Raw genomic sequence first — 21,630 nt, forward strand, 5'->3', positions numbered from 1 at the left:
CGAGCGCGTCAGCCGATCTGGCCGAAGATGTCAATCCGGTCGCCTTCGACCAGGCTGACGATCGCCCGCTTGGTAGCCGGACGCTGGCCGTAGCCGAACCTGGTCCGCTTACGCTTGCCCTGGCGGTTGATGGTGTTGACGCTGGCCACCTTGACGCCGAAGATCTTCTCAACAGCGATCTTGACCTGCGTCTTGTTGGCCGTCTTCCGCACCAGGAACGTGTACTTGTTGTGCTCGTCGATCAGGCCGTAGCTCTTCTCGGAGACAACCGGCTTGATGATGATGTCGCGCGGGTCGGCGATCTTCTCCATCAGGCGTCTTCCTTCCCGCTCTTGCTCAGACGCGCGACGACCTGGTCGTACGCCGCCTGAGTGAAAACGACGTCGTCGTGGCAGAGCACGTCGTAGGTGTTGAGCTGCCCGGCGTCCAGCAGGTGGACCTCGGGAGCGTTGCGCAGGCTCAGCCAGCTGAGCTCGTCACCCTCGTCGACGACGACCAGGACGCTACGGGCCTTGGTGATCCTGCGAAGCGACTCAAGAGCCGCCTTGGTCTTCGGGGTCTCCCCCGTGACCAGACCGCTGACCACGTGAACGCGGCCGCCGGTCGCCCTGTCGGACAGGGCCCCGCGCAGGGCGGCGGCCTTCATCTTCTTGGGAGTCTTCTGCGAGTAGTCCCGCGGAACCGGGCCGTGGACGGTGCCACCGCCGGTGAACTGCGGAGCGCGGGTCGAGCCCTGACGGGCGCGGCCGGTGCCCTTCTGGCGGTACGGCTTCTTGCCGCCGCCACTGACCTCACCACGGGTCTTGGCCTTGTGGGTGCCCTGCCGGCGAGCGGCGAGCTGGGCCACGACGACCTGGTGGATCAGCGGAATGTTGACCTTCGTGCCGAAGATGTCCTCCGGCAGGTCGACGGTCCCGGCCTTGTCGCCGCTCACGTCGAGGACGTCAATGGTGCTCACTTGGCAGCCCCCTTCTTGGCGGCGGTGCGGACCAGAACCAGGCTGCCGTTGGCGCCGGGGATCGCACCCTTGATCAGGATGAGGCCCTTCTCGGCGTCCACGGCGTGAACCTTGAGGCTCTGGACGGTCGTGCGGACGTTGCCCATCCGGCCGGCCATGCGCACGCCCTTGAAAACGCGGCCCGGGGTGGCGCAGCCACCGATGGAACCCGGCGAGCGGTGCTTGCGCTGCGTACCGTGCGAGGCACCCAGGCCCTTGAAGCCGTGACGCTTCATGACACCCGCGTACCCCTTGCCCTTGCTCTTGCCCGTCACATCGACGTACTGGCCGGCCTCGAAGGTGTCGGCCGAGAGCTCCTGGCCCAGGGTGTACTCGCTCACGTCGTCAGTGCGGATCTCCGCGAAGTAACGGCGCGGGGTGATGTCGTGCTTGCGCAGGTAGTCGCCGAGCGGCTTGTTGACCTTCCGCGGGTCGACCTGCCCGAAGCCCAGCTGGACGGCGGTGTAGCCGTCCTTCTCAGCGGTGCGGACGCGGGTCACGACGCACGGACCAGCCTCGACGACGGTCACCGGGACCATCCGGTTGTCCGCGTCGAAGACCTGGGTCATGCCGAGCTTCTTGCCCAGGACGCCCTTGATCTGCTTAGCCATGTCAGTGCGTTCCCTCAGAGCTTGATCGAGATGTCAACGCCGGCGGGAAGGTCGAGTCGCATGAGCGAGTCGACCGTCTTCGGCGTCGGATCGATGATGTCAATCAGCCGCTTGTGCGTGCGCATCTCAAAGTGCTCGCGGCTGTCCTTGTACTTGTGCGGCGAGCGGATGACGCAGTACACGTTCTTCTCGGTCGGCAGCGGCACCGGGCCCGCGACCTTGGCGCCAGTCCTTGTCACCGTCTCGACGATCTTCTTGGCCGAGACGTCGATGACCTCGTGGTCATAGGCCTTGAGCCGAATGCGGATCTTCTGTCCCGCCATAATGGCCTCGGTGTCCTTCACTGTCGTCTGAAAAAGTTACGTGCGGCTGTTGCCGCTGTGTCATGGCCGGGGTCGCCTTGGACGTCCCCTCCACGTTGTGCGGAGCCCACTTCGCCCTGGGGCGACGTTCTCCGCACATGCCCCACGTAGCAGACGCTGTAAGTCCGCGCTTTCTTCCGTGATCTGGCAGTTACTTCGGTCATCGTTCGGCCGAACCAACTGCGAGATCACGGTTCGTGGGGTCCCTGCCAGGGTTCGCGCCCTGCGGCGCGGCCCCCTCGTGGGGAAGCGGCCGGCCCTGCGTTGAGGGCCGACCGCCACTCCACGATCGTGCTACTTGATGATCTTGGTCACTCGACCCGCACCGACGGTGCGGCCACCCTCACGGATGGCGAACTTGAGACCGTCCTCCATCGCGATGGGCTGGATGAGCGCGACGTTCATCTCGGTGTTGTCGCCCGGCATGACCATCTCGGTGCCCTCGGGGAGGTTCACCACGCCGGTCACGTCAGTCGTACGGAAGTAGAACTGCGGGCGGTAGTTGTTGAAGAACGGCGTGTGGCGGCCGCCCTCGTCCTTGCTCAGGATGTAGACCTGGGCCTCGAACTCGGTGTGCGGGGTGGTCGTGCCCGGCTTGATGATGCACTGGCCGCGCTCGACGTCCTCGCGCTTGATGCCGCGCAGGAGCAGACCGACGTTGTCACCCGCCTGGCCCTCGTCGAGGAGCTTGCGGAACATCTCGACACCGGTGACCGTGGTGGTGGTCTTGGTCTCCTTGATGCCGATGATGTCGACGGTCTCGCTGACCTTGACGATGCCGCGCTCGATACGACCGGTGACGACCGTGCCGCGACCGGTGATCGAGAAGACGTCCTCGACCGGCATCAGGAACGGCTTGTCGGTCTCACGGACCGGCTCGGGGACGTTCTCGTCCACCGCGGCCATGAGCTCGATGATCGAGTCGCCCCACTTGGCGTCGCCCTCAAGCGCCTTCAGCGCCGAGACGCGGACGACCGGCAGGTCGTCGCCGGGGAACTCCTGGGCCGAGAGAAGCTCGCGGACCTCGAGCTCGACGAGCTCCAGGATCTCCTCGTCGTCCACCATGTCGGACTTGTTGAGGGCCACGACGATGTAGGGGACGCCGACCTGGCGGGCCAGGAGGACGTGCTCCTTCGTCTGCGGCATCGGACCGTCGGTGGCGGCGACCACGAGGATCGCACCGTCCATCTGAGCCGCACCGGTGATCATGTTCTTCACGTAGTCGGCGTGACCGGGGCAGTCCACGTGGGCGTAGTGGCGCTTCTCCGTCTGGTACTCGACGTGCGCGATGGAGATCGTGATACCACGAGCCTTCTCCTCGGGCGCCTTGTCGATCTTGTCGAACGGGGTCGCCTCGTTGAGGTTCGGGAAACGCTCGTGGAGCACCTTGGTGATCGCCGCGGTCAGAGTGGTCTTGCCGTGGTCGATGTGCCCAATGGTGCCGATGTTTACGTGCGGCTTGGTCCGCTCGAACTTGGCCTTGGCCACTGCTCTCTCCTTAGAGATTCTGACGTGACTTGCGTCTTCATATTCGGGTTTGGGGAGGCCGATCCCTCTCGGAACCGGCCCACGAGAAAGCTCTCGCCCCACACCCCCGGCAACCGATCGCGAGTCTCCTCGCCTCCGGCGCCGGGTTGGATGCCGGACTTGCCTGCCCCGCACCCCTCCGGTGGCGGGGCGACGATCTCCTCGCTACCCGCAACCAAAGTGGGTGCTGGACTTACTCGCCCCGCACCCCTCCGGTGGCGGGGCGACGATCTCCTCGCTACCCGCAACCAAAGTGGGTGCTGGACTTACTCGCCCCGCACCTTCGCGACGATCTCCTTGGCGATGTGCGCGGGCACTTCCGCGTAGGAGTCGAACTGCATGCTGTAGCTCGCGCGTCCCTGCGTCTTGCTACGGAGGTCTCCCACGTAGCCGAACATCTCAGAGAGCGGCACGAGCGCCTTGACGATTCGGGCGCCGGAGCGCTCGTCCATCGCCTGGATCTGCCCGCGGCGACCGTTGAGGTCACCGATGACGTCACCCATGTAGTCCTCGGGCGTGGTGACCTCGACGGCCATCATCGGCTCCAGGATTACGGCGTCCGCCTTGCGCGCGGCCTCCTTGAAGGCCATCGAGCCAGCGATCTTGAAGGCCATTTCGGACGAGTCCACCTCGTGGTAGGCACCGTCCTGCAGGGTGACCTTGACCCCGACCATGGGGTAGCCGGCGAGAACACCGAACTCGGCCGCCTCCTGGGCGCCCGCGTCGACCGAGGGGATGTACTCCCTCGGGATGCGGCCACCGGAGACCTTGTTCGCGAACTCGTAACCGTCGTTGCCCTCGCCCAGCGGCTCAATGTCGATGATGACCTTGGCGAACTGGCCGGAACCACCGGTCTGCTTCTTGTGGACGTAGTCGACCTTCTCCACCTTGCGGCGGATGGTCTCCCGGTAGGCCACCTGAGGCCGGCCGATGTTGGCCTCGACCTTGAACTCGCGGCGCATCCGGTCGACGAGGATCTCCAGGTGGAGCTCGCCCATACCCCAGATGACCGTCTGCCCGGTCTCATCGTCACGACGGACCTGGAAGGACGGGTCCTCCTCGGCCAGACGCTGGATCGCGGTGCCCAGCTTCTCCTGGTCGCCCTTGGTCTTGGGCTCGATGGCGACGCTGATGACCGGCGCCGGGAAGTTCATCGACTCCAGCACCACGGGGTGAGCCGGGTCTGCCAGGGTGTCACCGGTGGTGGTGTCCTTGAGTCCCATGACGGCGACGATCTGACCGGCGACGGCCGACGGGCGCTCCTCGCGCTTGTTGGCGTGCATCTGGTAGATCTTGCCGATCCGCTCCTTGCGGCCCTTCACCGAGTTGACCACGGCGGTGCCGGTCTCGAGCGTGCCCGAGTAGATGCGGATGTAGGTGAGACGGCCCAGGTGCTGGTCGCTCATGATCTTAAAGGCCAGTGCGGAGAACGGCTCCTTCACGTCCGCGTGACGCTCGATGATCTCCTCTTCCTTGCCGACCGCGTGGCCCTTGAAGGCCGGGATGTCGGTCGGGGCGGGAAGGTAGGCGACGATCGCGTCGAGCAGGGGCTGAATGCCCTTGTTCTTGAACGCGGTGCCGGTCAGGACCGGGTTGATGGCGCTGGCCAGCGTGGCTCGGCGGATGGCCGCGACCAGCTGCTCCTCGGTGGGCTCGACGCCCTCCAGGAAGAGCTCCATCAGCTCGTCGTCGTTCTCGGCGACCGTCTCGACCAGCTTGTCACGCCACTCGCGAGCAGCCTCGGAGTACTCCTCCGGGATGTCCACGACCTCGTACATCTCGCCCTTGGCCGTCTCGGTGCCCCAGTACAGGCCCTTCATCTTGACCAGGTCGATGACGCCCTTGAAGTCGGCCTCGACGCCCCAGGGAAGCTGGACGACGGCGGGGGTCGCGTTCAGACGGCTGACCATCATGTCGACGCAGCGGTGGAACTCCGCGCCGACCCGGTCCAGCTTGTTGACGAAGCAGATCCTGGGCACTTCGTAACGGTCGGCCTGACGCCACACCGTCTCGGACTGGGGTTCGACGCCTGCAACGCCGTCGAACACGGCGACGGCACCGTCGAGGACGCGGAGCGAGCGCTCCACCTCGATCGTGAAGTCCACGTGACCCGGCGTGTCGATGATGTTGATCGTGTGGCCAAGCCACTCGCAGGTCGTGGCAGCGGAGGTGATGGTGATACCACGCTCCTGCTCCTGCTCCATCCAGTCCATCGTGGCTGCGCCCTCGTGGACCTCACCGATCTTGTAGTTGATACCGGTGTAGAACAGGATGCGCTCAGTCGTCGTGGTCTTGCCCGCGTCGATGTGAGCCATGATCCCGATGTTGCGGACCTTGGCCAGGTCAAGAGCGGTCGTGGTGGCCACTTCTCTCGCGTCCTCGTCGTCTCGTCGAAGCCGCTGTTACCAGCGGTAGTGGGCGAAGGCCTTGTTGGACTCGGCCATCTTGTGGGTGTCCTCACGCTTCTTGACGCTTGCGCCGAGGCCGTTGCTGGCATCGAGCAGTTCGTTCATGAGGCGCTCGGTCATGGTCTTCTCGCGGCGGGCGCGGGAGTACTGCACCAGCCAACGCAGGGCCAGGGTGGTGCTACGCGCGGCGCGCACCTCGACCGGAACCTGGTAGGTCGCGCCACCGACACGGCGGCTGCGGACCTCAAGGGTGGGCTTGACGTTGTCCAGCGCGCGCTTCAGGGTGACGACCGGGTCGTTGCCGGTCTTCTCCTTGGCACCTTCGAGGGCGCCGTACACGATGGACTGAGCGATGGATCGCTTGCCGTCCAGGAGCACCTTGTTGATGAGCGCGGTGACCAGGGGCGAGTTGTGAACCGGGTCAGCCATGAGCTGACGACGGCCAGGAGAACCCTTGCGAGGCATTCCTACTTCTCCTTCTTCGCGCCGTAACGGCTACGGGCCTGCTTGCGGTTACGGACACCCTGGGTGTCGAGCGAACCACGGATGATCTTGTAGCGAACACCCGGCAGGTCCTTCACACGACCACCGCGGACGAGCACGATGGAGTGCTCCTGGAGGTTGTGACCAACACCGGGGATGTAGGCCGTGACCTCGATGCCGTTGGTGAGCCGGACACGCGCGACCTTGCGGAGGGCGGAGTTCGGCTTCTTGGGGGTCGTGGTGTAAACGCGCATGCAGGTGCCGCGTCGCTGAGGGCTGGCCTTGAGCGCCGGGGTCTTGGTCTTGGTGACCTTGTCCTGGCGGCCCTTGCGGACCAGCTGCTGAATCGTGGGCACCGCGTCTCCGTTCGTGCTAGCCGGTTAATCGAATGTCGTGCATTTTGCAGGTGCTGCCGGTGTCATGACCTGCGGTTCTTTCATCCCCTCCGACCCACGCGGTCGGGCGTGTCGCGCACTTGTCGCGCCACTTCCCGATCAAAGCCGGTCCGGTGGAGGAGGCCATGCGGCGCCCCTGACGACTCCCCATCGGGAACCTGTCGACGCACACGCATGAGGGCCCACGAAGACATGGGCACGAAGGGCAAGACTACCCAGCCCAGCGCAACACGTCAAAACGGCCGCACCGGCCAGGCACCGCTGTGGGTGCCCGCATTCGTGTCATGACTCCCACGACCGGTTTCCGACCGACCGCTTCCGGGTCCATGTCGAGCTTACCCGCCGCAGAGCACTTCTCCGGCCGTTCTCCTTATTAACGTACGGCTTTCGCCGCAACATTCCGGTCAAGAAAGGGCCACACCCACCGGTTCGGGACGAGAACGCCCTGGAAAGGCGACGGCGCCCGATCCCCTGCCGGGGACCGGGCGCCGCCTGTGACCACTCAGCGGTTGTACTGACCGAAGTCGTACTCCTCCAGCGGCACGGCCTCACCGGAGCCCGAGCCGAAGGTGTAGTCCGCCGCGGAACCGTCGTAGCCGCCGACCGTGTACATCGCGGCCTTGGCCTCCTCGGTGGGCTCGACCCGGATGTTGCGGTACTGGGGCATGCCGGTACCGGCCGGGATGAGCTTTCCGATGATGACGTTCTCCTTGAGGCCGAGCAGCGAGTCCGACTTGGCGTGGATCGCCGCGTCGGTGAGCACTCGGGTCGTCTCCTGGAAGGACGCCGCGGACAGCCAGGACTCGGTGGCGAGCGAGGCCTTGGTGATACCCATCAGCACCGGACGCCCGGAGGCCGGCGTGCCGCCCTCCGCCACGCACTCGCGGTTGATCCGCTCGAAGCGCGGCCGCTCGACGAGCTCACCGGGCAGCATGTCGGCGTCACCGGACTCGAGCACGTTCACGCGCTTGAGCATCTGCCGCACGATGATCTCGATGTGCTTGTCGTGGATCGACACACCCTGCGAGCGGTAGACCTGCTGGACCTCGGCCACCAGGTGCAGCTGCACGGCCCGGGGGCCGAGGATGCGCAGCACCTCGTTGGGGTTGACCGCACCGGCGATCAGCTGCTGGCCGACACCGGCACGCTGCCCGTCGGAGACGAGCATGCGCGACCGCATCGACACCGGGTACGCGACCTCCTCGGAACCGTCGTCCGGGACGATCACGATCTTCCGGGTCTTGTCGGTCTCGTCGACGCGGACCCGGCCCTCGGCCTCGCTGATCGGGGCGACGCCCTTGGGGACGCGCGCCTCGAAGAGCTCCTGGACACGGGGCAGACCGTGGGTGATGTCGGCGCCCGCCACACCACCGGTGTGGAAGGTCCGCATCGTCAGCTGGGTGCCGGGCTCACCGATCGACTGGGCGGCGATGATACCGACCGCCTCGCCGACGTCCACGAGCTTGCCGGTCGCGAGCGAACGGCCGTAGCAGGTGGCGCAGACACCGATCTTGGCCTCGCAGACGAGTGCGCTGCGGGTCCTGACGGTCTCCACTCCGGCCTCGACCAGGGCGGTGACGTGGATGTCGTTGATGTCGACGCCCACGGGCACGATGATCTTGCCGTCCACCTCCACGTCCTCGGCGAGGATGCGGCCGTGCACGTTGCTCTCGGCGTTCTCCGCCTTGACCAGGTTGCCCTGGGCGTCGCGGTCGGCGACGTGCAGCGGGACGGCACGGTCGGTGCCGCAGTCGATCTCGCGGACGATGACGTCCTGCGCGACGTCCACCAGACGACGGGTCAGGTAACCCGAGTCGGCGGTCCGCAGCGCGGTGTCCGCCAGACCCTTCCGCTGGCCGTGGGTGGAGATGAAGTACTCCAGCACCGACAGGCCCTCGCGGAACGAGGCCTTGATCGGGCGCGGGATCGTCTCACCCTTGGTGTTGGACACCAGACCGCGGATGCCGGAGATCTGCCGGACCTGCATCAGGTTTCCTCGGGCGCCCGACTGGACCATCATCCAGACCGGGTTGGTCTTCGGGAACGCCTTCTGCATGTCGTCGGTCACGTCGCTGGTCGCGTGCGTCCAGATCTCGATGAGCTCCTGACGACGCTCCTCGTCCGTGATCAGACCGCGCTCGTACTCACGCTGGACCTTGTCGGCCCGGCGCTCGTACGTCTCCATGATCTCGGACTTGTTCGGCGGCGCGATGACGTCCTCGATGGAGATCGTCACACCGGCCCTGGTCGCCCAGTAGAAGCCGGCGTCCTTGAGGGCGTCGAGCGCGGCCGCGACCTCGACCTTGGGGTACTTCTCGGCGAGCTCGTTGACGATGACCGACAGCTGCTTCTTGCCGACCTGCGAGTTCACGTACGGGTAGTTCGCCGGCAGGGTCTGGTTGAACAGGCACCGGCCCAGAGTGGTCTCCAGGCGGTAGCCGTCACCGGCCTCCCAGCCCTCGGGGCCCGCCCAGCCGCGGGGCGGCGGGACGTCGCCCCGCATCCGGATCTGGATCAGCGACTGGATGTCGAGTTCACGGCGATCGAAGGCCATGAGCGCCTCCGACACCGAGCCGAAGACCCGTCCCCGCCCGACACCGTTCTCGTTCTCGTCCTTGAGCGTGGTCAGCGAGTAGAGACCGATGATCATGTCCTGGGTGGGCATGGTCACGGGCTTACCGTCGGCCGGCTTCAGGATGTTGTTCGTCGACAGCATCAGGATGCGGGCCTCGGCCTGCGCCTCGGCGGACAGCGGCAGGTGCACGGCCATCTGGTCGCCGTCGAAGTCCGCGTTGAACGCGGTGCAGACGAGCGGGTGGATCTGGATGGCCTTGCCCTCGACCAGCTGCGGCTCGAAGGCCTGGATGCCCAGGCGGTGCAGGGTCGGCGCGCGGTTGAGCAGCACGGGGTGCTCGGTGATGACCTCTTCGAGGACATCCCACACGACCGGGCGAGCGCGCTCGACCATCCGCTTGGCCGACTTGATGTTCTGCGCGTGGTTCAGGTCGACCAGGCGCTTCATCACGAACGGCTTGAAGAGCTCCAGCGCCATCTGCTTGGGCAGACCGCACTGGTGCAGCTTCAGCTGCGGGCCGACGACGATGACCGAACGGCCGGAGTAGTCGACTCGCTTGCCCAGCAGGTTCTGGCGGAACCGACCCTGCTTGCCCTTCAGCATGTCGCTGAGGGACTTCAGGGGGCGGTTGCCGGGACCGGTGACCGGGCGGCCGCGGCGGCCGTTGTCGAACAGCGCGTCGACGGCCTCCTGGAGCATCCGCTTCTCGTTGTTCACGATGATCTCGGGGGCGCCGAGGTCGAGAAGCCGCTTGAGTCGGTTGTTCCGGTTGATCACGCGGCGGTACAGGTCGTTCAGGTCCGAGGTGGCGAACCGGCCACCGTCGAGCTGCACCATGGGGCGCAGGTCCGGCGGGATGACCGGGATGCAGTCGAGGACCATCCCGTTGGGCGAGTTACGGGTGTTCAGGAACGCCGACACGACCTTGAGACGCTTGAGCGCGCGGGCCTTCTTCTGCCCCTTGCCGCTGCGGATCGTCTCGCGCAGGTTCTCGGCCTCAAGAGCGAGGTCGAAGTTGGTCAGGCGCTCCTGGATGGCCTGGGCACCCATGCCACCGCGGAAGTAACGGCCGAAGCGGTCGCGCATCTCGCGGTAGAGCAGCTCGTCGCCCTCAAGGTCCTGAACCTTGAGGTTCTTGAAGCGGCTCCAGACCTCGTCCAGCCGGTCCAGCTCGCGCTGGGCCCGGTCACGCAGCTGCCGCATCTCGCGCTCGGCGCCCTCACGCACCTTGCGGCGCTGGTCGCCCTTGGCGCCTGCGGCCTCAAGCTCGGCCAGATCGGTCTCCAGCTTGCGCTGGCGAGCCTCGATGTCGGCGTCACGGCGCTGCTCGATGTGCTGCCGCTCGACGGAGATCTTCGCCTCCAGCGACGGCAGGTCACGCTCGCGCATTTCCTTGTCGACGTGCGTGATCATGTAGGCCGCGAAGTAGATGACCTTCTCGAGGTCCTTCGGGGCCAGGTCGAGCAGGTATCCCAGACGGGACGGGACACCCTTGAAGTACCAGATGTGCGTGACGGGCGCGGCCAGCTCGATGTGGCCCATCCGCTCACGACGCACCTTGGCGCGGGTCACCTCGACGCCACAGCGCTCACAGATGATGCCCTTGAAGCGGACGCGCTTGTACTTACCGCAGTAGCACTCCCAGTCGCGGGTCGGACCGAAGATCTTCTCGCAGAAGAGTCCGTCCTTCTCGGGCTTGAGCGTCCGGTAGTTGATGGTTTCGGGCTTCTTCACCTCGCCGTGCGACCACTGGCGGATGTCGTCGGCGGTCGCGAGGCCGATCCGAAGCTCGTCGAAGAAGTTGACGTCGAGCACTTGTAATCCCCTCCTCAGCTTCTAGATCAGACCTCTTCGACACTGCTCGGCTCACGCCGGGACAGGTCGATGCCGAGTTCTTCCGCGGCGCGGAAGACGTCTTCGTCGGTGTCGCGCATCTCGATGGACATGCCGTCGCTGGAGAGCACCTCGACGTTCAGGCACAGCGACTGCATTTCCTTGATGAGGACCTTGAACGACTCCGGGATGCCCGGCTCGGGGATGTTCTCGCCCTTGACGATCGCCTCGTAGACCTTCACCCGGCCGAGGACGTCGTCGGACTTGATGGTCAGCAGCTCCTGCAGGGCGTAGGCGGCACCGTAGGCCTCCAGCGCCCAGACCTCCATCTCACCGAAGCGCTGGCCACCGAACTGGGCCTTACCGCCGAGCGGCTGCTGGGTGATCATGGAGTACGGGCCGGTAGAGCGAGCGTGGATCTTGTCGTCGACCAGGTGGAGCAGTTTCAGGATGTAGATGTAGCCGACGGAGATCGGGTGCGGGAACGGCTCGCCGGAACGGCCGTCGAACAGCTGGGCCTTCCCGTTCGCGCCGACCATGCGCCCGCCGTCCCTGTTGACCAGGGTGTTGTCGAGCAGACCGATGATCTCTTCCTCGTTGGCACCGTCGAACACCGGCGTGGCCATGTTGGTGCGCGGGTCGACCTCTGCGAAGCCCTTGTCACGCAGCCGCTCGGCCCATGCCTCCTGGATGCCCGAGATGTCCCAGCCTCTGGCGGCGATCCAGCCCAGGTGGGTCTCCAGGACCTGGCCGACGTTCATCCGGCCGGGCACGCCCAGCGGGTTGAGGATGATGTCGACCGCCGTGCCGTCCTCAAGGAACGGCATGTCCTCGACCGGGAGGATCTTGGAGATGACGCCCTTGTTGCCGTGACGACCGGCCAGCTTGTCACCGTCGGTGATCTTACGCTTCTGCGCCACGTAGACGCGGACCAGCTCGTTGACGCCTGGGGGGAGCTCGTCGCCCTCCTCGCGGCTGAACACGCGGACACCGATGACCTTGCCCTGCTCGCCGTGCGGCACCTTCAGAGAGGTGTCACGGACCTCGCGGGCCTTCTCACCGAAGATCGCGCGGAGCAGGCGCTCCTCGGGGGTCAGCTCGGTCTCACCCTTGGGAGTGACCTTGCCGACGAGGATGTCGCCGGGGACGACCTCGGCGCCGATGCGGATGATGCCGCGCTCGTCGAGGTCGGCCAGGACCTCCTCGGAGACGTTCGGGATGTCCCGGGTGATCTCCTCGGGGCCCAGCTTGGTGTCACGGGCGTCGACCTCGTGCTCCTCGATGTGGATCGAGGACAGGACGTCGTCCTGCACCAGACGCTGGGAGAGGATGATCGCGTCCTCGTAGTTGTGACCCTCCCACGGCATGAACGCCACGAGGAGGTTCTTGCCCAGCGCCATCTCGCCGTCGTCGGTGCAGGGACCGTCCGCGACGACCTGGTTCACCTCGATCCGGTCGCCCTCGGCGACGATCGGCTTCTGGTTGAAGCAGGTGCCCTGGTTGGAACGCTTGAACTTGGCGACGCGGTAGGTCGTGCGGGTGCCGTCGTCGTTCATCACCGTGACGTAGTCGGCGGAGACCTCCTCGACCACGCCCGCCTTCTCGGCGGTGATGACGTCGCCGGCGTCGGTCGCGGCACGGTATTCCATGCCGGTGCCGACCAGCGGCGCCTCGCTCTTGAGCAGCGGCACCGACTGGCGCTGCATGTTGGAGCCCATGAGCGCGCGGTTGGCGTCGTCGTGCTCCAGGAACGGGATCATCGCGGTCGCCACGGACACCATCTGGCGTGCCGAGACGTCCATGTAGTCGACCTCGTTGGCGCGCAGGGACTCGAACTCCCCGCCCTTCCTGCGGACGAGCACCCGCGGCTCAAGGAACGTTCCGTCGGGGCCGATCGGCGTGTTCGCCTGGGCGATGACGTACCGGTCCTCCTCGTCCGCGGTCAGGTACTCGACCTGGTCGGTGACCTGGCCTTCGACGACCTTGCGGTACGGGGTCTCGACGAAACCGAAGGAGTTGACCCGGCCGAAGGAGGCCAGCGAGCCGATCAGACCGATGTTCGGTCCTTCCGGCGTCTCGATCGGGCACATGCGGCCGTAGTGCGAGGGGTGGACGTCACGGACCTCGAAGCCGGCCCGCTCACGGGACAGACCACCGGGACCCAGCGCGGACAGACGACGCTTGTGCGTCAGACCGGCGAGGGGGTTGGTCTGGTCCATGAACTGCGACAGCTGGGAGGTGCCGAAGAACTCCTTGATCGACGCCACCACCGGGCGGATGTTGATCAGGGTCTGCGGCGTGATCGCCTCGACGTCCTGGGTCGTCATCCGCTCGCGCACGACGCGCTCCATGCGGGCCAGGCCCAGGCGGACCTGGTTCTGGATGAGCTCGCCCACCGTACGGAGACGGCGGTTGCCGAAGTGGTCGATGTCGTCGGTCTCGACGACGATCTCACCGTTGGCGCCGGGCATCGACACCTCGCCGGCGTGCAGCCGGACGATGTACTCGATGGTGGCGACGATGTCGTCCTCGGTGAGCGTGCCCTGGGTGATCTCGCTGTCGACCCCGAGCTTCTTGTTGATCTTGTAACGGCCGACCTTGGCGAGGTCGTAGCGCTTGGAGTTGAAGTACAGGTTCTCCAGCAGGGTCTGCGCCGACTCCTTGGTCGGCGGCTCACCCGGGCGCAGCTTGCGGTAGATGTCCAGCAGGGCGTCGTCCTGGCCGGCCGTATGGTCCTTCTCCAGGGTCGCCCGCATGGACTCGTACTGCCCGAAACGCTCAAGGATCTGCTCGCTGGTCCAGCCGAGTGCCTTGAGCAGGACGGTGACGGCCTGCTTGCGCTTGCGGTCGATGCGGACACCGACGCTGTCACGCTTGTCGATCTCGAACTCTAGCCAGGCGCCCCGGGAGGGAATCACCTTGCATCCGTAGAGGTCCTTGTCGGAGGTCTTGTCGACGCTGCGGTCGAAGTAGACGCCCGGGGACCGGACCAGCTGGGAGACGACGACACGCTCGGTGCCGTTGATGATGAATGTGCCCTTGCCGGTCATGAGCGGGAAGTCGCCCATGAACACGGTCTGGCTCTTGATCTCACCAGTGGTGTTATTGATGAACTCCGCCGTGACGAACATCGGGGCGGAGTAGGTCATGTCCTTGTCTTTGCACTCATCGACTGAGTACTTGGGCGGCTCGAACCGGTGGTCGCGGAACGACAGGGACATGGTCCCGGAGAAGTCCTCGATAGGACTGATCTCCTCGAAGATCTCTTCGAGACCCGACTGGGCCGGAACGTCCTTGCGCCCGGCCTGGCGAGCCGCCTCGACCCGCCCCTTCCACTTCTCGTTGCCGAGCAACCAGTCGAAGGACTCGGTCTGAAGAGCGAGAAGGTCAGGAACTTCGAGCGGCTCCTGAATTCGTGCGAAAGACACACGACGGGGACCGGCGGGTACGGCGAAGGCGTTGCGCGAGGCTGCCAACAGATGTCCTTCCGAGGGCTCGCGGCGGACTGACTACACGCACGCCAGACGACCATGCATCAGAGCACCAAAAGAAGCGGGTCGTCAAAGGGCAGCGCAAAGGGGCAGTGTAGCCGAACGGCACACACCTGTCCACCTCAGTCTCACTGCAAGCTCCACGTTGGTCGCAGCATCGCCCGTCGGAGCCGAAACGTCAAGCCCGGGAGCTGACATTTCGACCGGGAAATAGCCGAGACCCTGGGAGTTTTCCCACCCGGTGACCTGCGCACACCCCAGGATCCAACACGATGTCCGACCTGGCGTTGCTGACACTGAGTCACATGGTGGTTCGAACGCCAGCCGATGGTTCGACTGACGATCGACGCTGCCGTGGCAGGTGTACCCAACCGCGAACCCATCCCAAACCAAAGCTTTACTAACAATTGAATGAAGCGGCGCGCCGATCATGGTGGCGGAGGATCTCCGAGCAGTGTGGAGAGTTCGGCGACGAGCCAGCGAGAGTCCTTCTTGACCATGATGAACCTGGCCCGGTTCTGACTGACCTGCCGGCGCGGTTCCTTCTCTCCCTGAAGGGTCTTCACAGTGCTCATGTTCATGAACAGCAGCACCTGAACCCGGCCGGAGTCACCGGACTCCACCGACTCCACCCCGGCCCCGGTCACCGCCGCCTGCTGCACGGTCCTCTGCTTCCTGGCCTGCGAAGCCATGCCCCTGGCCAGCTGCCTGTAGTGCAGGCTGAGCGCCCCGGTCGTGTAACCGCTCGCTCTCGCGAAATCCTGTTCGATCGTACGATAGTCGTAGGACAGCATGTCGGAGGCGACCGACCGGGCCGTGGCGAGCGCCTCCTGTCCCGCCCTCTCGTCCGCGCGCAGCCTGCTCAGATCCGTGAACATGATCCAGATCACCGCCGCGAGCGCGAGCGCCACGACCACCATGAGCCCGACCGCCAACCGGGAGGCGCGCGTCACGGCACCAGCTCCGCCTTGGACACGAGCCAGGCTCCCCCGACCTCGGTAACCTCCATGTTCCACCGGTGGAACTGCTCCCGTGGAGCATTCTTACTCCCGTCCCACCGGATCACCTCGTCACCCACCACCATCACCTGGGCCGTGTTCCCTCTCAGCGAGACCAGCGCCAGGGCGCGCAGCGCGCCCGCACGGAGGATCTTTTCCTTGATCGTGCCCTCCCTGCGCTCCGCGGCGGTCCTGACGTACTCGGCCCTGGCCTCACCCGTGGAGCCGTCGAGGATTCGCTCGATGTCGGCGTCGGCGCTCCGGTATCCGACGGAGAGCAGATGCACGGCGTGCGCTCCCGCCGCCCGCATCGCCGCCTGCCTGTCGTCCGCCGCCGCCTGGGCGTCGCGCAGGTCGACACCGACCCAGAACGCGGCTGCGAGCAGCATCGCGATCAGCAACCCCAGCACCGGTCCGGCGACCCTGAGCGTGCGACGGGGACGACGGGGGCGGGCGGCGTGCACTGCCATGCGTTCTCTCCCATCGCACGGTCCGCGGAACGCGAGCCGGTGAGCGCGGCTTTCCCGCCACCGGGACGGTATGCTCCCCGATCGCCGGATCATAACCCGCCGCACAGATCCGCATAACGGCCTTCGCGCACCTGCCCCGGGCCATTTCCCCCAGAGCTCCGTCCCGCGCGGTGGGCGACAGGGCGCCCGCTACCCGCCCGCCGGCTTCCTTCGATCGTTGTGCCACGCTTATAAGACATCGCATCCAACAGAGGGCACACAAAAAGAGCGGGCCACCGGCACCAGGTGGACCCGCTCTTTCCGGTAAGACGAACTACTTGACGGTGACCTTCGCGCCGGCACCCTCAAGGGCGGCCTTGGCCTTCTCGGCCTGCTCCTTGTTGACCTTGCCGTCGAAGACGGACTTGGGAGCGCCGTCAACGAGGTCCTTGGCCTCCTTGAGGCCCAGGCTCGTCAGGGCGCGGATCTCCTTGATGACCTGGATCTTCTTTTCGCCGGCGGCCTCGAGGACGACGTCGAACTCGTCCTGCTCCTCGACCTCTTCGGCAGCGGCCGCACCGGGGGCGGCAGCGGCGGCGACGGCGACCGGGGCGGCGGCCTTGACGTCGAAGGTCTCCTCGAAGAGCTTCACGAAGTCGGACAGCTCAAGGAGAGTCATCTCCTTGAAAGCGTCGAGCAGCTCGTCGGTGCTGAGCTTCGCCATGATGGTTCCTCCATACGGATCTGACTACTAAGGAAAGTTGGGACCGCGGTTGCGTTAATCCCCTGTGACCGCCTGCGCGGACCTACTCGCCGGCGCCTTCGCGCTTGGCGCGCAGTGCCTCGGCCAGCTGAGCCATGTTGGTGGGCAGCGCGTTGAAGACGGCGGCCGCGTGGCCCTGCTTCGCCTTCATGGCACCGGCCAGCTTCGCGAGGAGAACCTCACGCGACTCGAGGTCGGCAAGCTTGGTGATCTCGTCCGGCGTCATCGACCTGCCGTCGACGACACCGCCCTTGATGACCAGGAGGGGATTGGCCTTGGCGAAGTCACGCAGACTCTTGGCAGCCTCGACCACGTCGCCGTTGACGAACGCGATCGCCGACGGACCCGCGAGCAGGTCGTTGAGCTGGTTGAACCCGGCCTCAGTGGCCGCGATCTTGGTCAGCGTGTTCTTCACCACGGCGAACTTCGCATTCTCACCGAGAGAAACGCGCAGCTGCTTGAGCTGGGCGACGGTGAGACCGCGGTATTCGGTCAGAACGGCAGCATTGGAGCCGTCGAAGCTGCTCTTCAGCTCAGCGACAGCCGTTGCCTTTTCTGCCTTCGCCATGGGCCTCCTTCCAGATGTGCCGCCGGGGTAAAGGCCCATGAAAAACAGACAAGCCCCGGCGCAGGCGCACGGGGCTCACATGAGGAGGTTAATCCAGATGAAAACTCACATCACACCTACGCGGGCCGTCCACTGACGTGGATCCTTAGGTCATCAGGCCATGCGACCTGACGACGACCGGCGGTCTTCGGCGTTGACAGCGTACGGCCTACCGCCCGCGAATGCCAAATCAGACCCGGAAACCGGTCCCGTCGCCCCCGCCGGTGAGAAAAAGGCTCGCACCCCCCGCCCGTGCGGGCGGGGGGTGCGGATCTCGGGGAAACCTCAGTTTCCGCCGCGCTGCTCGGGCAGGTCGCCCACCTGGTCGGCGGGCGGCGCGGTGATCTCGACGGGCTCGTTGAAGCCCTTGAAGAACGCCGTCAGGTTGAACGTCACATCCCGCTCGGAACCACCGAGCGTGACCTTGCGGGGCAGACTCTGGGCGTCGGCCCAGAGGTCGAACTTCACGTTCTTGACCCGTGAGAACTCCTCCTGGAGGTTCTCGCGCTTGGCCGGGTCGAGCAGCTGTGCGGCCTCGGCCACCGGGAAGGTGCCGCTGTAGTGGGTCGTGTCGACCCCGCCGACCGTCTCGGTGCCGACCGCCTTGACGTCCTTCGAGGCGGTCAGCAGCTTGACGGTGCCGGCCAGGTCGAACTGCCGGGCCTGGTCCATGAACTCCCTGACCCCGGCCTGCCCCTTGGTGTCGAGCTCGCTGAGCGACACCTTGACCCATGGCTTGGTGACGCCGGCGAACCTGCCCAGAAGCTCGGACTTCACATAGACCGTCTCACCCGACAGGATGGCCCGCGCCCCGCCGGGCACGTTCTGGCCGCCGAAGGTGACCGTGTCGAGCTTGATGTCCGTCGCCAGCTGGGGCTTGCTCTGGTAGAGCATGCTGCCCTGGATCTTGCTCGCGCCCTTCTCGCCGCCACTCGCGTCGAGAACCAGGTCCGCGGAGTAGGAGGTGACCTCCTCGGCCTTCTGCGCGCTCTGCTGCACCGCGTCGGCCGCGGCGAGTTTGACGTTTCCGAGGGAGCCGGTGCCCTGTGCACCGCATCCCGCGACCGCGACGAGCGCGGCCGCTCCCAGTGCCACTGCCGGAGCCAATCGGCGCATTTCGTCTTCATCCTTTCGTTCCCCCGATGATCCTGACTACGACACTACGCGTCGGAAAAGCCGGGCGCTTCCTTCGGAAGAACGAAGAAGGGCCTCAACCGAATGGCCATTCGGTTGAGGCCCTCCGCGAAAAACGTCTGCTATCAGGCGTCGAGCTCGGCGGTCAGCGCCCGCGTCTGGTTGGGGTCGACCTGGATGCCGGGGCCCATGGACGTGGAGAAGACGACCTTCTTGACGTAGCGTCCCTTGGCCGCGGACGGCTTGAGACGGATCACCTCTTCGAGGGCGGCGGCGTAGTTCTCGATGAGCTGGCGCTCGCCGAAGGACACCTTGCCGATGATGAAGTGCAGGTTCGCGTGCCGGTCGACACGGAACTCGATCTTGCCGCCCTTGATGTCGGTGACGGCTTTGCCGACGGCCGGGGTCACGGTGCCGGTCTTGGGGTTCGGCATCAGGCCACGCGGGCCGAGCACGCGGCCCAGGCGACCGACCTTGCCCATGAGGTCCGGGGTGGCGACGACGGCGTCGAAGTCGAGGCGGCCCTTGGCGACCTCGTCGATCAGCTCGTCGGCACCGACGATGTCGGCACCCGCGGCGCGGGCCTCCTCGGCACGGTCACCGGTCGCGAAGACCAGGACCCGGGCGGTCTTGCCGGTGCCGTGCGGGAGGTTGACGGTGCCGCGGACCATCTGGTCGGCCTTGCGGGGGTCGACACCCAGCCGCAGAGCCACCTCGACGGTGGCGTCGAACTTGGCGACGTTGGTCTCCTTGGCCAGCTTGGCCGCCTGGGCCGGGCTGTACAGGGTCTCGCGGTCGACCTGCGCCGCTGCGGCGCGGAATCCCTTGCTGCGCTTCACTTGCTCACTCCTGTGGATCCGAGTGTCCGTGGTACGGGCCTGCGCCGGCCCCTCCACTTACTTCGACGTTTGGTGGTCTGACGCGATCGAGATCGCGTTCGCCGCCGGCCCCTGTTCGATCTCGCGGATGCGGTTCACCGCCGTGAGATCGCCGCCGGGTCCGTACGGCGGGTGTGACTAGTCGGCGATCGTGATACCCATCGACCGGGCGGTGCCGGCGATGATCTTCTCGGCCGCCTCGATGTCGTTGGCGTTGAGGTCCTGCATCTTGGTCTCGGCGATCTGGCGCAGCTGCTCCTTGGTGAGCTTGCCGACCTTGTCCTTCTGCGGGACGGCCGAACCCTTCGCGACACCGGCGGCCTTCTTGATCAGCTCGGGCGCCGGAGGCGTCTTCGTGACGAAGGTGAAGCTGCGGTCCTCGTAGATGGTGATCTCAACGGGGATGATGTTGCCGCGCTGAGCCTCGGTGGCAGCGTTGTACTGCTTCACGAAGTCCATGATGTTGACGCCGTGCGGACCGAGGGCGGTACCGACCGGCGGCGCGGGCGTGGCCTGGCCGGCGGGGAGCTGAACCTTGACCAGCGCGGCGAATTTCTTCTTAGGAGGCATGCTTCTCTCCGGGTCCTTCTTCTCTGAACGGTGTTCCTGAAAACCCCGTGACCACGGGGCCCACCACGGCAACTGCACTTGACCGGCGTGATGGACGGAACATCCCCGCGACCGCGGGGCAGACTGACGAAGTCTACGCGACCGGCCTAGATCTTCGAGACCTGGTTGAACGAGAGCTCGACCGGGGTCTCGCGACCGAAGATCGACACGAGCACCTTGAGCTTCTGCGACTCGGCGCTGATCTCGCTGACCGTGGCGGGCAGCGTGGCGAACGGGCCGTCCATGACGGTGACGGACTCACCGATCTCGAAGTCGACGGTCGCGGCGGAGGCCTTCGCGGTCGACTTCTTGACCTCTTCCGACGGCTCCGGCGCGAGCAGCTTGGCGACCTCTTCGAGGCTCAGCGGGCTCGGCTTGTTAGAAAGGCCGACAAAGCCGGTCACGCCGGGCGTGTTACGCACCGCGGACCAGGACTCGTCGGTGAGCTCCATCCGGACCAGCACATAACCGGGCAGCACCCGCTCCTTGACCAGCTGGCGCTTGCCGCTCTTGATCTCGGTCACGTGGTGGGTGGGCACCTCGACCTGGAAGATGTAGTCCTCCATGTTGAGGGACTGCGTGCGGGTCTCGATGTTGGACTTCACGCGGTTCTCGTAGCCGGCGTAGGAGTGGATGACGTACCACTCGCCGTACAGACCCCGCAGGTGCCGCTTGAACTCCTCGACCGGGTCGACGTCGGGAAGGACGTCACCGTCTTCGTCGACGGCGCCGGTCGGGGCCTGCTCGGCCTCGGTTTCGGCGTCGGCGTCGGTTTCGGCGTCGACATCCTGCCCGGCGGACTCGTCAAGCGAATCCTCGGTGACGTCCACGGCCTTCTCCAGCTCCTCCTCGCGCTCTTCGCGGGGCTCGCCGGCCGACTGTGCAGACTCGGACACGGTGCTCTTTCTCTTTTCGTCGATGGCTGATGGACTCGTCCCTAGGGCGGCCCGCCCGCCGGAGACCGCGGCTCAGGCTCCGCCGAAGATTCTCAGCACGCCCTCGGTGAACAGCGCGTCCAAAGCCGACACGATCCCGACCATGATCAGAACGAAGACCAGGACGATGATGGTGTACGAAATGAGGTCTTTGCGCGTAGGCCAGATGACCTTACGCAACTCGGCGACAACCTGCCGATAGAAAAGGGCGGGAGAAGTGCGCTTCGCCTTCTTCTCACCGCTCGGCTTGTCTGCGGTTTCGCCGCGCGTGTCGATCGCCACAGTCCTCACCTGAATCCATCGAGTCCAACGCATATCAGCGGCGCGCTAGACGCCAGATGCGCGGACCGCTCCTCGCAGGGCACGAGGGACTCGAACCCCCAACCGCCGGTTTTGGAGACCGGTGCGCTACCAATTGCGCTAGTGCCCTAAGACATGAACCACCATACATCGGTTGGACCGAAGTTTGTCCGCGGCTCACGGTCTTGACCGCCGGTTCACGCATGCGGCGGAAAGAACATGCCGGAGTCTACGTGTGATTGCTCACCACGTCGAACCGGAGGATGATCGCCCAG

The 21,630-nt window shown here is 65.8% G+C and carries 19 protein-coding genes and 1 tRNA gene; all 20 read right to left on the reverse strand.

Annotated elements, in window-relative coordinates:
- Positions 1-8: 8 nt before the first annotated feature.
- Positions 9-311, reverse strand: coding sequence for a 50S ribosomal protein L23 (rplW, locus tag OIE13_RS26400; protein WP_030912923.1), 303 nt, complete (start codon positions 309-311; stop codon positions 9-11).
- A complete protein-coding gene (gene rplD, locus OIE13_RS26405; RefSeq protein WP_326635521.1) occupies positions 311-958 on the reverse strand; it encodes a 50S ribosomal protein L4 in 648 nt (215 codons plus the stop codon). Before rplD ends, rplW begins: the two co-directional genes overlap by 1 nt.
- Positions 955-1,608: a 50S ribosomal protein L3 gene (gene rplC / locus OIE13_RS26410; protein ID WP_326635519.1), complete on the reverse strand. Its 654-nt coding sequence runs from the start codon at positions 1,606-1,608 to the stop codon at positions 955-957. The genes rplD and rplC overlap by 4 nt, the downstream gene beginning before the upstream one ends.
- A gap of 14 nt (positions 1,609-1,622) precedes the next feature.
- Positions 1,623-1,931 (reverse strand): 30S ribosomal protein S10, encoded by a 309-nt coding sequence (gene rpsJ, locus OIE13_RS26415; protein ID WP_030912931.1) that lies wholly within the window; start codon positions 1,929-1,931, stop codon positions 1,623-1,625.
- A 333-nt stretch (positions 1,932-2,264) separates the two neighbouring features.
- Entirely contained in the window at positions 2,265-3,458 is a 1,194-nt protein-coding gene (tuf, locus tag OIE13_RS26420) for an elongation factor Tu (RefSeq protein ID WP_326635517.1), read from the reverse strand.
- Positions 3,459-3,763: 305 nt separating this feature from the next.
- On the reverse strand, positions 3,764-5,812 hold the full coding sequence (fusA, locus tag OIE13_RS26425; protein ID WP_442811733.1) for an elongation factor G: 2,049 nt from the start codon (positions 5,810-5,812) through the stop codon (positions 3,764-3,766).
- An 87-nt stretch (positions 5,813-5,899) separates the two neighbouring features.
- The gene (gene rpsG, locus OIE13_RS26430) at positions 5,900-6,370 is read right to left on the reverse strand and encodes a 30S ribosomal protein S7 (protein ID WP_012887827.1); all 471 of its coding nucleotides are present in this window, start codon (positions 6,368-6,370) and stop codon (positions 5,900-5,902) included.
- 2 nt (positions 6,371-6,372) lie between these two features.
- On the reverse strand, positions 6,373-6,744 hold the full coding sequence (gene rpsL, locus OIE13_RS26435; RefSeq protein WP_012887826.1) for a 30S ribosomal protein S12: 372 nt from the start codon (positions 6,742-6,744) through the stop codon (positions 6,373-6,375).
- A gap of 541 nt (positions 6,745-7,285) precedes the next feature.
- Positions 7,286-11,173, reverse strand: coding sequence for a DNA-directed RNA polymerase subunit beta' (locus OIE13_RS26440; protein ID WP_326635512.1), 3,888 nt, complete (start codon positions 11,171-11,173; stop codon positions 7,286-7,288).
- 26 nt (positions 11,174-11,199) lie between these two features.
- Positions 11,200-14,667 carry a DNA-directed RNA polymerase subunit beta gene (rpoB, locus tag OIE13_RS26445; protein WP_326635510.1) on the reverse strand — a complete coding sequence of 1,156 codons (3,468 nt, stop codon included), beginning with the start codon at positions 14,665-14,667 and terminating at the stop codon, positions 11,200-11,202.
- A gap of 443 nt (positions 14,668-15,110) precedes the next feature.
- A complete protein-coding gene (locus OIE13_RS26450) occupies positions 15,111-15,635 on the reverse strand; it encodes a hypothetical protein (protein ID WP_326635508.1) in 525 nt (174 codons plus the stop codon).
- Positions 15,632-16,150: a hypothetical protein gene (locus OIE13_RS26455; protein ID WP_326635506.1), complete on the reverse strand. Its 519-nt coding sequence runs from the start codon at positions 16,148-16,150 to the stop codon at positions 15,632-15,634. Before OIE13_RS26455 ends, OIE13_RS26450 begins: the two co-directional genes overlap by 4 nt.
- Positions 16,151-16,463: 313 nt before the next feature.
- The gene (gene rplL / locus OIE13_RS26460; protein ID WP_326635504.1) at positions 16,464-16,853 is read right to left on the reverse strand and encodes a 50S ribosomal protein L7/L12; all 390 of its coding nucleotides are present in this window, start codon (positions 16,851-16,853) and stop codon (positions 16,464-16,466) included.
- 82 nt (positions 16,854-16,935) lie between these two features.
- On the reverse strand, positions 16,936-17,460 hold the full coding sequence (gene rplJ, locus OIE13_RS26465; RefSeq protein ID WP_030923995.1) for a 50S ribosomal protein L10: 525 nt from the start codon (positions 17,458-17,460) through the stop codon (positions 16,936-16,938).
- 324 nt (positions 17,461-17,784) lie between these two features.
- Positions 17,785-18,615, reverse strand: coding sequence for an LppX_LprAFG lipoprotein (locus tag OIE13_RS26470; protein ID WP_326635501.1), 831 nt, complete (start codon positions 18,613-18,615; stop codon positions 17,785-17,787).
- 143 nt (positions 18,616-18,758) lie between these two features.
- Entirely contained in the window at positions 18,759-19,472 is a 714-nt protein-coding gene (gene rplA / locus OIE13_RS26475; RefSeq protein WP_326635499.1) for a 50S ribosomal protein L1, read from the reverse strand.
- Positions 19,473-19,649: 177 nt separating this feature from the next.
- Positions 19,650-20,081 carry a 50S ribosomal protein L11 gene (gene rplK / locus OIE13_RS26480; protein WP_326635497.1) on the reverse strand — a complete coding sequence of 144 codons (432 nt, stop codon included), beginning with the start codon at positions 20,079-20,081 and terminating at the stop codon, positions 19,650-19,652.
- Positions 20,082-20,227: 146 nt separating this feature from the next.
- Positions 20,228-21,016, reverse strand: coding sequence for a transcription termination/antitermination protein NusG (nusG, locus tag OIE13_RS26485; RefSeq protein ID WP_326635495.1), 789 nt, complete (start codon positions 21,014-21,016; stop codon positions 20,228-20,230).
- A 72-nt stretch (positions 21,017-21,088) separates the two neighbouring features.
- Positions 21,089-21,337, reverse strand: coding sequence for a preprotein translocase subunit SecE (gene secE, locus OIE13_RS26490; RefSeq protein ID WP_037972396.1), 249 nt, complete (start codon positions 21,335-21,337; stop codon positions 21,089-21,091).
- 75 nt (positions 21,338-21,412) lie between these two features.
- A tRNA-Trp gene (locus OIE13_RS26495) sits at positions 21,413-21,485 on the reverse strand.
- Positions 21,486-21,630 lie beyond the last annotated feature (145 nt).

The organism is Streptosporangium sp. NBC_01810, from assembly GCF_035917355.1.
Classification (GTDB): Bacteria; Actinomycetota; Actinomycetes; order Streptosporangiales; family Streptosporangiaceae; genus Streptosporangium.